At 72.5% G+C, this 11,560-nt stretch carries 9 protein-coding genes and 1 pseudogene; 4 read left to right on the forward strand and 6 right to left on the reverse strand.

Annotated features, from left to right (window positions below):
- Positions 1-513 (forward strand): annotated as a pseudogene (locus TR48_RS21360) (hypothetical protein); the annotation flags it as partial.
- On the opposite strand, the gene TR48_RS21365 reads toward TR48_RS21360, so the two are convergent.
- The gene (locus TR48_RS21365; RefSeq protein ID WP_236652250.1) at positions 504-986 is read right to left on the reverse strand and encodes a hypothetical protein; all 483 of its coding nucleotides are present in this window, start codon (positions 984-986) and stop codon (positions 504-506) included. The pseudogene TR48_RS21360 and the gene TR48_RS21365 overlap by 10 nt on opposite strands.
- Before the next feature lie 78 nt (positions 987-1,064).
- Positions 1,065-2,045, reverse strand: coding sequence for a trypsin-like serine peptidase (locus TR48_RS44430; RefSeq protein WP_052442855.1), 981 nt, complete (start codon positions 2,043-2,045; stop codon positions 1,065-1,067).
- A gap of 157 nt (positions 2,046-2,202) precedes the next feature.
- Here TR48_RS44430 and TR48_RS21375 point away from each other — a divergent pair, with 157 nt between their 5' ends.
- On the forward strand, positions 2,203-3,006 hold the full coding sequence (locus TR48_RS21375; RefSeq protein ID WP_439654486.1) for a sulfite exporter TauE/SafE family protein: 804 nt from the start codon (positions 2,203-2,205) through the stop codon (positions 3,004-3,006).
- Here the strand turns inward: TR48_RS21375 and TR48_RS21380 are convergent, their stop codons facing one another.
- The 3 genes from TR48_RS21380 to gltX form a co-directional block, all read right to left on the reverse strand.
- Complete coding sequence (locus tag TR48_RS21380; protein WP_042369776.1) at positions 3,007-3,474, reverse strand: winged helix-turn-helix transcriptional regulator; 468 nt, start codon at positions 3,472-3,474, stop codon at positions 3,007-3,009.
- A gap of 69 nt (positions 3,475-3,543) precedes the next feature.
- The gene (locus TR48_RS21385) at positions 3,544-5,781 is read right to left on the reverse strand and encodes a terpene synthase family protein (RefSeq protein WP_042369778.1); all 2,238 of its coding nucleotides are present in this window, start codon (positions 5,779-5,781) and stop codon (positions 3,544-3,546) included.
- Positions 5,782-6,032: 251 nt separating this feature from the next.
- Positions 6,033-7,391 carry a glutamate--tRNA ligase gene (gene gltX / locus TR48_RS21390; protein WP_236652252.1) on the reverse strand — a complete coding sequence of 453 codons (1,359 nt, stop codon included), beginning with the start codon at positions 7,389-7,391 and terminating at the stop codon, positions 6,033-6,035.
- Positions 7,392-7,644: 253 nt separating this feature from the next.
- On the opposite strand from gltX, the gene TR48_RS21395 reads away from it, so the two are divergent.
- Positions 7,645-8,595: a hypothetical protein gene (locus TR48_RS21395; RefSeq protein WP_042369780.1), complete on the forward strand. Its 951-nt coding sequence runs from the start codon at positions 7,645-7,647 to the stop codon at positions 8,593-8,595.
- Positions 8,596-8,738: 143 nt separating this feature from the next.
- On the opposite strand, the gene TR48_RS21400 is transcribed toward TR48_RS21395, so the two are convergent.
- Positions 8,739-9,884 (reverse strand): alpha/beta hydrolase, encoded by a 1,146-nt coding sequence (locus TR48_RS21400; RefSeq protein WP_084729619.1) that lies wholly within the window; start codon positions 9,882-9,884, stop codon positions 8,739-8,741.
- Positions 9,885-10,232: 348 nt separating this feature from the next.
- On the opposite strand from TR48_RS21400, the gene TR48_RS21405 reads away from it, so the two are divergent.
- On the forward strand, positions 10,233-11,560 hold a 1,328-nt coding region (locus TR48_RS21405), incomplete at its 3' end, for an MFS transporter (protein ID WP_042369787.1).

Here is an 11,560-nt window from a genome sequence, read left to right on the forward strand (position 1 = left end):
GGCACCCGCCTGATGGAGGTCCCGACGGCGGGCGGAACCCCGGCCCGGCTGCCGCTCGCACAGGAGGCGGGCGAGAACGTGGCCCCGCTGCCGCAGGCCGGCAACACCTGGATCAACGGCAGCGGCAGCGCCACCGGCACGACGGTCTACGCGAACACCAGCACCGGTGACGTCTACCTCCGCGACGACTACATCCGCCAGCAGGGCTCCGCGCTGACCAACGGCTCCGAGCCGGCCCTGATTCCCGGTCAGGACGAGCCCGGCGTGGTCTTCGTCCGCTCCGTCGGCGGCCACGACCACGTCTTCGTCGAGCGCTTCGGCTCGTCCGCCGCGAGCACGACCGTCACCGACATCACCCCGCACGCCACCACCGACTACACCGAGCCCGCGGTCTCCCCGGACGGCCGCACCGTCGCGGTGCGCACGCCGAACGGCGTCGCGGTCCTGCCGATCGACGGCTCCGCCGCCCCGAGGCTGATCTCCTCGGTGCCCGGCCTGCCCGCCTACCGCTGAGCGATCTCCCGCTCCAGCGCGGCCAGGTGCGCGGTCGCGGCGTCGTCGTGGGGGAGGAACTCGACGACGCCGAGGAACCGGAAGAGGACTTGGGAGTCCGTCACCGCGTACTCGTAGTCGGCGAACCCGACGACGGCGCCGGTGGCGCCGCGTGCGGTGCCCCGGTCCAGCACCCTGCGGCGTGCCTGCGGCCGCGCGAGATACGGGCAGACCATCGAGGCGTAGAGCATGCAGGCCCGGTGCCCCGGCCCCTCCCACGTCGGCGCCAGGTTCCGGTACGGGGCTCCCGTGGCGAGGGCGGCGCCGATGGCCTCCGCCTCGGCCGCCCCGACCACCCGCCACACGGGCGCGTCGGTCGGCAGGTGCGCCCCGCACACCGAGCAGAGGCGCTCGCGCGCGCACGCCGCGCTCTTCTCGTAGTCGGTCAGGGCGAAGCGGGGCTCCCCTTCCTCGTACGGCGTGATGGCGGGCACGGGATAGCCCCTCGGGTCCCGCGGTCGAGAGGCCACGGTCGGGGGCTTCGGTACGGCGTCGAATCGCACGGGGGGAAACTACTGGGACGCCGCCTGCTCGTACAGCGCCTGCGTCCCGGAGCCGAAGACGATGCTGTACGAGACGTCCGCGGTGTCGCCGCCCTGCTGGTAGCCGCCGATGACGCCGATGATGCTGCCCGCGTCCGCGTCGGCGTCGTAGCCCGCGATCCAGGCCGAGCCGCTGGTGCCGCCGGTGAAGGCGGTGCAGTCGATGACGAGCTGGGTCTGCGAGAACGCCGCGGCGTCCCCGGTGCAGGTGATGGGCTCGTCCGTCGCCGAGGGGTAGCCGGTCAGCTGGACCGTCGCGGCGGTCGTGCCGGAGGTCGACAGGGTGTAGCCGCCGCCGACCGCGGACTCCAGGCTCCTGCCGTTCTGGGGGGCGACCACGGCGAAGGCCACGTCGTCGTCCTGGTCGCCGTCGCCGGTCCAGGCGGAGTTCTCCAGGACCCGGGTGATGTGCCAGACGCCGTCCGGCGCGCTGCCGTCGCGGTAGCCGGGGACGAAGACCGCGGTGGTCTGGCCCGCGTTCAGGCAGTGCGCGGCGGTGACGATGACGTCACCGGCGGGGCTGTCCACGACGCTCGCGGTGCAGTGGTGGTTGCCGGGCGTGATCGTGGACGAGGAGAAGATCGCGCCGACCTTGGCGGTCTGCTGCGACGCCGTCAGGATCTGTGACTGCCCGGTCGTCGTGAGCGGCACGTTGCCGCCAGAGGCCGCGGAGGCCGCGGAGGGCGTGGAGGGCGTGGGCGTGGGCGACGGTGAGGCAATCGCCGTCGCCGTGCTGCTCGGGCTCGCGGACGCCCTGGCCGCGGCACTGCTGCTCGGAGCAGCCGATGCGGTGGCCTTGGCCGAGGCGGACGCGGACGCGGTGGGGCCGGCGGAGGCACGGCTTCTGCCGTGCGGGGTGGAGGCCCAAGCCGTGGCGACGCCCGCGCCGGTGCCCGTGACGATCAGCCCTGCGGCGGCCAGAGCGGCGAGCTTTCGTGCGGCCGTGTCCATCGCCGTCCCCTTCCTCCCGTATCGCATATCGAGACTTCCCCGTCGGCCTGAGACGGCGGTGGGAGCTTTATGGGAGCTGGATGAGAAGCTCGGTTCACGAACCGCGACCGGTACCGACACCTGTTCGGACCGGATCGCCGTGACAATGGGGTGTGGAATGAGCGGAGCTGTCATGACGGCCGCCGCCGGGCTGGCCGGAGCGTCCGGCTGGACCCAGGCGGGGGTCGCGCTGGCCGGAGTCGGGGCCGGGCTGATCAACACCGTGGTCGGCTCGGGGACGCTGATCACGTTCCCGGTGCTGCTCGCGGCGGGTCTGCCGCCGGTGACGGCCAACGTGTCCAACACGCTGGGCCTGGTGCCCGGCTCGGTCAGCGGTGTGCTCGGGTACCGACGGGAGTTGACGGGCCTGGCGCCGCTGCTGCGCCGGCTCGGGGTCGCCGCGCTCGCGGGCGGGCTGACCGGCGCGGTGCTGCTGCTGGCGCTGTCGGCCAAGGCGTTCGAGGCGGCGGTCCCGGTGCTGATCGCCGCCGCGCTGGTGCTGGTGCTGGTGCAGCCGCTGCTGGCCAAGCGCCTGGCGGCCCGCGCCGAGAACCGCCCGCGGCGCGAGTACGGCGGCCGCGCGCTGCTGGTGGGCGTCTACCTGTGCGGCATCTACGGCGGCTACTTCGGCGCGGCGCAGGGCGTCCTGCTGCTCGGCCTGATGGGGGTGCTGCTGGAGCTGGAGCTGCAGCGGATCAACGCGGTGAAGAACGTCCTGGCCCTCGCGGTCAACGGGATCGCGGCCGTCTTCTTCCTGATCGACGGCCCGATCGACTGGCGCGCGGCGCTGCTGATCGCCGTCGGGTCGGTCGTCGGCGGCCAGGTGGGCGCGCTGGTCGGCCGCCGCCTGCCCGCGCCCGTGCTGCGCGGCGTGATCGTCGCGGTGGGCGTCGTGGCGATCACCCGCGTCGTGCTGGGGTAGCTACGCCTCGACGGGCCCGGAGAGCGACCAGCCCGGCACCTGGTAGTGGGGGGTCGCCGAGCCCCGACGGAGTTCCTCGCCGCAGGCGCGGCAGCAGATCTGCGCCTCGACGTCCGCGCCGCAGTCGTGCTCCCAGACCAGCGGCGGGGTTTCCGCCAGGTGCCGGTCGCCCCACTCCTTGAGCAGCAGCAGGACCGGCTGCAGCTCCCGCCCGGCCGGGGTCGGGCGGTACTCGTGGCGGACCGGACGGTCCTGGTACGGGACCTTCTCCAGCACGCCCGCCTCGACCAGCTTGCGCAGTCGGGCGGTCAGGATGTCGCGCGGAGCTCCGGTGTTGCGGGCGATGGCGTCGAACCGGTGCACCCCGAAGAGCGTCTCGCGCAGCACGAGCAGCGTGTACTTGTCGCCCACGACGGAGAGGGCGTCGGCGATGGAGCAGGGGCGCGGCTGCGGCTTCGACGCGGTCATGGTGGCAGCCTACGCCCATGAGGGTTTGGTTTTCCTACCCACTGGCCTGCCGGGCCCCTGCTCAGCCCCCTACTTGATCGGCGCCAAGGCCGAAGTCCCCAGTCCGGTGGGCCTCAAGGGGTACGCCAAGCCGGCCGAACCGCCGTAGCGCGCCAGCAGCTCCGCTTCCGGATAGCGCGTCGTCTCACCGTGCCAGTGGAAGACGCCCGCGATCCAGTGCTCCAGGTCCCGCAGCCAGGCGGCGACGCCGGTGCAGGCGGTGGCGTCGAGACGCAGGTCGGCCAGGACGACGGGAAGCTGCTCCGCCACGACGTGGTGGAACTCGCGGAGGCGGGACTCCATCAGGTCCGCGACGATGCCGACGGCGCTCGCGCGGTCGCAGTCGAAGAAGGACTGCACCACCAGGACGGCGTTGTGCAGCTCGCCCTCGAACTCGATCTCCTTCTGGTACGACCACAGGTCGTTCAGCAGGCAGCAGTAGTCACTCGCCGCCGCCTCGATCGCGCGCGCCGCGCCCGTCTCGAAGAACGCGGCGGGGACCTCGCCCTCGCGGCCGAAGCGGCCCAGGCAGCGCGTCAGTCGGGAGCCGAAGGTGTCGCGGCGCATCTCGACGTAGTCGACGGGGTCGGGGATGCGGTGGAGGGTGTGGTTGTCCAGCTCCCAGAGCCAGCCGGCCAGCATGGCGTCCACCCCGTCGCGCAGCCCGCGCAGCCCCTCGGGCGGCAGCGCGACGCTGGTGCGCTGCCACAGGTCGGCGAGGCCTCGTTCGAGCGGGGACGCCGGTTGGCCCGCGGGCTCGCCGGGCTCGACGGGCATCAGCGCGTGCAGGCGGGAGGTGGCGAGCCGCGCGGCGGCGACGTCGCCGCCACGACCGAGGACGAGGGGGTAGTAGTCGTCGGCGTAGGTGCCCCAGGCCAGCCAGTCGGCGGCGAGGGTGAGCGCCTCCTCGCCGTGCCCGGGGAAGCTCCCGGCCGCGCAGAGCGGCAGGTCGAAGCCGGTGAGCAGCCGTTCGTCCCAGATGCCCTCGTCGAGCAGGCCCATGGCGGCCATCCACGCGTTCGAGCTGCTGCGCGCGGCGTCCAGGTGCGGGCTCAGCGTCAGCGGGAACGGCGACGCGGCCACCGGGACCTGCGAGGGCCCCACCCGCCGGTACGGGACATGCGTGAAGTTGCGAATCCGCTTGAGGCCCAGACGGTTCGTCAGAGAGGAGACGTCGGCGGCCGACAGGCCGATCCCGGTCGGTCCCGGCCGCCAGGCGGAGGCCGAACCGCGGTCCAGCGCACCCTCGTTCATGTAGCGGGAGGAGCGCAGGTGCCACTCATGGCCGCCCGACTGCCAGTCCTGCAGGCCCTTGGCGTAGGCCAGAACGGCCGCGCAGCCGGCCGGGTCGAGCGCCTCCTCGGCGAAGAGGACCGGGAGTTCGGTGACCACGGTGTGCTCGAACTGCTGCATCCGGGAGGTGAGCAGGTCGCCCACGGAGTCGGCCGCCTCCTGGGTGGAGCAGCCGAGGAAGTGCTCCAGCACCAGGACGCCGTTGCTGAGTTCGCCTTCGTCCTCGACCTCGCGCTGGTAGGAGAAGAGGTCGTTGCGCAGGTGGACGGCGTCGGCGAAGGTGTCGCGCAGCACGCGCAGCGGCCGGCTCGCGGCGACGGCCGCTGGGACCTCGGCCCGGTTGGCGAACTCGATCAGCCCGGCGGACCAGGGCGCGCCGCCGACCTTGCGGCGCATCTCGATGTACTCGACGGGGTTGGCGATGCGCCCCGCGTGGATGTTGGAGAGCTCCCACAGCGACTCGTTCAGCAGGTTCCGCGTGCTCTCCGCGAAGCGGGTCCGCCAGGCGGGGGAGAGATGCGGCACGGTCCGCAGCCAGAGGTTCGCAAGCCCGGCCTCGACGGGGTTGGTCGCGTCGGGCATGGGCGTCGTGGGATCCGGCGGCATGAACGCGGGCAGCCGCTCGAGATAGGCCTTGGCGCCCTCCCGGTCCTGGGTGCGCTTGAAGAGCTCCAGGAAGTGGTCGTCGAAGAAGAAGACCCAGGTGTACCAGTCGGTGACGGTGTCCAGGTCCTCGGCGGTGGCGTCGGGGTGGGTGTACGAGCAGAGCAGCGCGTAGTCGTGGGCGTCGAGGTCGCGCTCCTCCCAGACCCCCGAGCCCTCCAGCATGCCCATGGACCGCGCCCACGCCTTGGTGTGGGCGCGGGCCCGCTCCAGGTGCGGATTGGTCCTGGCCGGGTGGACGACGTAGAACTCGGGGAGACGGAAGGGCTGTTGGGGCGTCGCGGCGGACGCGTCAGGCGTGGCTGAGGTCACCCGTGGGGCCTACCCCGCCGGAAAAACGGTCATCCAGCCCCGGAAGTAGTCATATCGTCCGATGGAACGGGCGTCCCCGCGCGCCGCGCCCGCAGCGCGCACACCCGTCCGCGACTCGCGCACGCCGGGGACGGGCACGGGAGTTCGGCGCGGCGGCCGAGCAGGCGATCACCGTCGCCAACGCGGCGAGGGCCGTCGCCCTCGCCTGAGGGGGCGCGAGGCAGGTCTCGCGCCCCTCAGGGGTGGTGCGACTAGAGCTTGGCGAGCGCCGCGTCCAGGCGGGCCAGGACGCGGTCGCGGCCCAGCGCCTCCAGCGACTCGAACAGCGGCAGGCCCACCGTGCGGCCGGTGACGGCCACGCGGACCGGGGCCTGCGCCTTGCCGAGCTTGAGGCCGTGCTGCTCGCCGACCGCGAGCAGCGTCTCCTTCAGCGGCTCGGCCTCCCACGGAGCGGTCTCGAAGGCCGTGCGCGCGTCGCGCAGGATCGCGTCCGCGCCCGGCTTCATGGCCTTGGACCAGGAGGCCTCGTCCGAGACCGGCTCGTCCAGGAAGAGGAAGTCGACGTTGGCCGTGATCTCCGACAGGACCGCGAGGCGGGTCTGCGCCAGCGGGGCGACCGTCTCGAACAGGGCCTGGTCGAACTGCTCCGGGGCCCAGTTGGCGTAGGGGGCCCTCAGGTACGGCGCGCAGGCCGCCAGGAACTGCTCGGGCGAGAGCGCGCGGATGTACTCGCCGTTGAAGGCGGTCAGCTTCTTGATGTCGAAGAAGGCCGGAGAGGTGTTGACGTCCTCGATCCGGAAACGGCGGACCAGCTCGTCGAAGGGAAGGATCTCCTCGTCCTCGCCCGGAGCCCAGCCCAGCAGCATCAGGTAGTTGACCATGGCCTCGGGCAGGAAGCCCTCGGCCAGGTAGTCCTCGAGCGCGACCTTGTCGCGACGCTTGGAGAGCTTCTGCCGCTTCTCGTTGACGATCACCGACAGGTGCGCCCAGACCGGCGGGGTCGCGCCCAGCGCCTCCCAGAGCAGCTGCTGCTTGGGGGTGTTCGACAGGTGCTCCTCGCCGCGGATCACCTCGGTGACGCTCTCGTCGAGGTCGTCGACGACGTTGGCCAGCAGGAAGACGGCGGAGCCGTCGCCGCGGGCGATGACGAAGTCCTCGATCGCCTTGTTCGGGAAGACGGTGTCGCCGCGCACGACGTCCTTGACGACGGTCTCGCCCTCGTCGGGCGTGCGGAAGCGCAGCGCGCGGCCCTCGGCGTAGGCGAGGCCCCGGTCGCGGCAGAAGCCGTCGTAGCCGAGGTGCTCGGAGCCGGTGCGGGCGGTCAGCTGCTCGCGGGTGCAGTCGCAGTAGTACGCGTGACCGGCGGCCTTCAGCTGCGCCGCGGCCTCGCGGTGGCGCTCGGCGTTGTGCGACTGGAAGTACGGGCCCTCGAAGGTCGGGTCGTCCTGGTGGATGCCGATCGCGGCGAGGGCGTTGATGATGCCGTCGGTCCACTCCGGCTTGTTGCGCGCCGCGTCGGTGTCCTCGACGCGCAGCACGAAGACGCCGCCGGACTGTCGCGCCACGGCCCAGTTGTACAGAGCGGAGCGGGCACCGCCGACATGGAACATGCCGGTGGGCGAGGGGGCGAAGCGGACACGTACCGGGGTGGCTGCAGACATGGGCCAAGCCTATCCGCCGTCGGGCCCCGGCCCTTCCCCATATCCGTGCGGCACGACGCGCCGACTGTCGCGCGCCTGTGACACAGCGCGCACATTTCCAAGATCGTCGCGCCGCTACTTTTCCTCTCGCCGGGGGGCAGAGAACGACCCACCGCCCCGAGCCGTCGTCAGACACCACCGCCGTCCCTTCCGGGAGCCTCCGATGTCCGCTCGCCTCACCCGCTCCGCCGCCGCCGTCGCGGCCTCCGCGCTGCTCGGCTCCGCCGCGCTGGCCTTCCCGGCCACGGCCGGCGCCGCGACGCCCGCCAAGCCCGCGCTCCAGCTCTCGATCATCCCGACCGCGTCGGGCACGGCCCTCAAGCCGGGCGGCGCCGCCCGGACCGAGATCGTCAAGGTCACCAACACCACGGGGAAGGCCCAGCAGTTCTCGACCGAGCTGGTGGGGCTCCCCGCGGGGGCGGTCTACCTGCGGTCGGGCGAGCTCACGGCCTCGGCCGCCGCGCTCGGCAGGACCCCGGTGACGACGACCGACTTCCGCGCGCAGGCGCCCGGCTACGTCGGCATGTTCGCCCCCAAGGGATCGAAGACCGGCGTCTACACGCTGGCGGCCCACGCGAGCTTCGGGTGGAAGCTGTCCGTCGCCGCGACCAAGGCCTGGCCGCTGAACGACGGGCTGCTCCACCTCTTCGTCGGCGTCAGGGAGGGCGTCCGCGGCCCGGTCCTGTACAAGGACGTCGACTTCACCCTCGCGAAGGGGACCGGCGGCCCGATGGACGAGAGCCTCAAGGGCGACGCGAGCCTGTCCCCCGGCCGTCCCGCCTACGAGACGGTGACGCTCACCAACCGCACGGGTGCGGACCTCGAGCAGAGCTGGTCGATCCTCGCGGACCTCGGGCAGCCGAACGGCGCCCAGCTCGCCGACGACGTCTGGGTCGGCTCCGCGGCCAAGGGCCACTGGCAACGCCTGGGCGTCCACGACCTGGTCGTGAACGGCCTGCGCGCGGGCGCCTCCGCGACCTTCAGGCTGCGCGTCCGGGTGCTGTCCTACACCGCGAAGACGCCGCAGGTCTTCACGCGGCTGCAGCTGCTCGACTGGGACGGCGTCGTCACCCCGACCGACCCGTTCGCGGGGCTGACGGTCCACCGCGCCTGAGCTCCGGGTGCCGCCGCTGGTCGGGGTTGAGCAGGACGTGGACCTGGGCGATCCGGCCGGCTGAGTCCCAGTCGAAGACGTACACCACCTCGCGCGCCGGCGTTCGGATGACGAGCGCCGGCGCGGGCGTCGTCACAGGCCCCTCACGAGGACGGCGTCGGGCCCAGCAGGTGCTGGCTGAACCAGGTGATCAGCCCGGTTCCCATCGCCGGGACGTAGGTGTACGCGTTGTGCCGCCCGCCCTGGATCACGTGGACGGCGGTGTGGATCGGGCCCTTGTTGCCGAACTGCTTGAGGTAGCCCGTGACCGCGCCGATCTCGCCCGAGCCCTCCCGGGTGCCGTACTGGAAGGCGATGTAGACGTCGGGCCCGCCGCGCGCGATCAGCTGCTTGGACAGCAGCACCGGGTTGTTCTCCGCCTGCTCCTTCGGGTGGCCCTTCCAGAACGGGGAGTCCGGCACGATGTCCGGGCCGGAGATCAGCGCGGCCTTGAAGCGGTCCGGGTACTGCAGCACGGCCTTGAGACCGACGAAGCCGCCGCTGGAGGAGCCCATGAAGCCCCAGCCGTCGCGCGACTTGAAGGTCCGGAAGTTCTGCCGCATCAGGTTCGGGACGTCGTCCATCAGCCAGGTGCCCATCTTCGGCTGGCCGGGGATGTCACTGCCGTCCCAGTAGTGGTCGTGGACGTCCGGGCCGGGGTTGAGCACCGGCATGACGACCAGGAACGGCAGGCTCTTGCCCTCCTGGGACCACTCGGTGATGCTCTGCTCCAGCTTGAGGCCGGGGTCCTTCCAGTAGTTGTCGTTGTATCCCGGACCCCCGGGCAGCGCGATCATCACCGGGAAGCCGCTCTGCGCGTACTTGGGGTCGCTGTACTGCTTAGGCGCCCACACCCAGACCTTGCCGGTGTAGCCGGACTTCGGGCCGGTGTAGGTGATCACGCCGATGTGGGTGCCGTCGTCGAGGGTGTGCTCGACCCGCCACGGGGCCTCCGGGCCCGTCGGCAGCTCGGTCAGCGCGTTGCCGCCGACGACCTTGCCGTCCCCGCCGCCGTCGCGACCTCCGCCCCCGCCGTGCGGTGCAGGGGTGTCGAAGCTCAGCGGCTGGCCCTTCTGGCTGAACGGCGGGATCTCGTAGTGCTTCATCACCGGGACCGCCACGCCCACGACCGCGGCCAGGCAGGCCACGACCACCGTCGTCCAGATCAGCGCGCGCCGCCGCCGCGGCCGCCGCGCACGTCGCCGCCTGGCCGGGAGCGTCTCCTGCGGCGGGGTGAAGGGCTGGGTCATTGCGCTGCTCCGGCTGAATCGGCCCTGGTCGGTCAGAAAGCGAGGGCACAGGTGAAGGAAGTGATCACAGGGTGATCTGATACGGCCCTTACGACGGCCAAGTCAGGCTAGTCGGTTCCCATACGTTCGATTTTTCGCTTCGGGTGCGTCCTGGTGGGTTCCGCGCCCTTTGTGCCGCCGGGTACCGCTGTCATGTCGTCAGATGTCCCCATTCTGAGGGCTGGACGGCTTCGGGCGACTGAAAGGCCGTCAGCTGGGGCGTTCGAGTGACATTGACCACCCCGGGGGCGGCGATCTAGCATCTTGATGTCAAGTTTCTTGATGTAAAGATAAATGGAGGCGCCGGCCATGGGGAAGCAGGACGGGATCTGGGCGCAGCTGCGCCGGCCGCCGGGCGGGCTGGACGCGCGGACCATGCTGCTGGCGCAGTTCGTGGACCGGACCGGCACCGGCGTGTGGGCGGCGTCGGCCGTGCTCTACTTCACCTTCGTCTCTCGCCTGGACGCCCGTCAGGTCGGTCTCCTCCTCGGTGTCGCCGGGATCGCGGGCATCGCCGGATCCCCGCTGGCCGGCTGGCTCGCCGGGCGCTTCCCGGCCCGGGGGCTGCTGATCGCCAGTCACCTGATGCGCCTCGCGGCGGTCGCCGGCCTGGTCCTCGGCCACGGCATCGCCGTACTGCTGCCCGTCGTGGCCGTCACCGCCCTCGGCGAGCGCGGCGCGAAGATGCTGGAGATGCTCTTCGCCACCCGCGTCGCCGGCGTCCGCCGCTCCGCGTACCAGGCCCTGTCCAGGACCACCGCGAACGCGGGCTACGCGGTCGGCGCCGGCATCGCCGCGCTCGGCCTCACGGTGGGCACGGACTCCGCGTACCGGGCCCTCGCCCTCGGCAACGGCCTCTCCTACCTGCTGGCGGCGGCCCTGGTCTGGCGCACGGGCGAACCGGGCCCGGCGCGGACGCCCGCGGTTCCGGTCGCGTCGTCCGCATCGGCGTCCGCCGCTTCGCCGCTTGCCGCCTCGGTGCCCCCCTCTTCTGTGCCCGCCGCTGCGGCGTCCGCGCCGGGCGCGGCGCCGGTCGTGGCCACCGACGACGTGCCGGGCAGCCCGTGGCGGGACCGCGGCTACCTCCTCTTCGTGCTCCGCGACATCCCGCTCTGCCTCGACGACTCCGTGCTCAACGTCGGCCTGCCGCTCTGGCTGGTCGCCCACACCACCGCGCCGCACGCGCTCGTGCCCGCGTTCCTGGCGATCAACACCGTGCTCGTGGTGGTCCTGCAACTGCGCGTCTCCGCGGCCGCGGAGGGCCCGCGCGGGGCGGTCCGCTCGGTGCTCCTCTACGGCGCGGCCCTGCTGCTGACCTGCGTGCTCCTCGCCACCACGACCGGCGGCGGCGCGCTCGGCGCGTCACTGGCGCTGCTCGCGGCGGCGGTCCTGGTCACGGTGGCGGAGCTGCTCCGCTCGGTCAGCTCCTGGGAGCTGTCCGTCCTGCTCGCGCCGGAGCGCTCGCGGGCCGCCTATCTCGGCGTCGCGGGCATGTCGCAGGCGATCCAGAAGTCGGCGGGGCCGCCCCTGCTGACCGGGGCGGTCATGGCGGCCGGACCCGTGGGCTGGCTGGTCCTGGGCGGCGCGGTCGCCGGGAACGCCGTCGTCCAGCACCGCGCCTGCGCCCGCCGCCTCGC

The organism is Streptacidiphilus neutrinimicus (assembly GCF_000787815.1).
GTDB lineage: Bacteria > Actinomycetota > Actinomycetes > Streptomycetales > Streptomycetaceae > Streptacidiphilus > Streptacidiphilus neutrinimicus.

Bases quoted from the DNA above. Each gene is read 5' to 3' on its own strand.
- TR48_RS21395 (WP_042369780.1), top strand. From the start codon at position 7,645: ATGTCCGCTCGCCTCACCCGCTCCGCCGCCGCCGTCGCGGCCTCCGCG.
- TR48_RS21375 (WP_439654486.1), top strand. From the start codon at position 2,203: ATGAGCGGAGCTGTCATGACGGCCGCCGCCGGGCTGGCCGGAGCGTCC.
- gltX (WP_236652252.1), bottom strand. From the start codon at position 7,391: ATGTTCCATGTCGGCGGTGCCCGCTCCGCTCTGTACAACTGGGCCGTG.
- TR48_RS21400 (WP_084729619.1), bottom strand. From the start codon at position 9,884: ATGACCCAGCCCTTCACCCCGCCGCAGGAGACGCTCCCGGCCAGGCGG.
- TR48_RS21380 (WP_042369776.1), bottom strand. From the start codon at position 3,474: ATGACCGCGTCGAAGCCGCAGCCGCGCCCCTGCTCCATCGCCGACGCC.
- TR48_RS44430 (WP_052442855.1), bottom strand. From the start codon at position 2,045: ATGGACACGGCCGCACGAAAGCTCGCCGCTCTGGCCGCCGCAGGGCTG.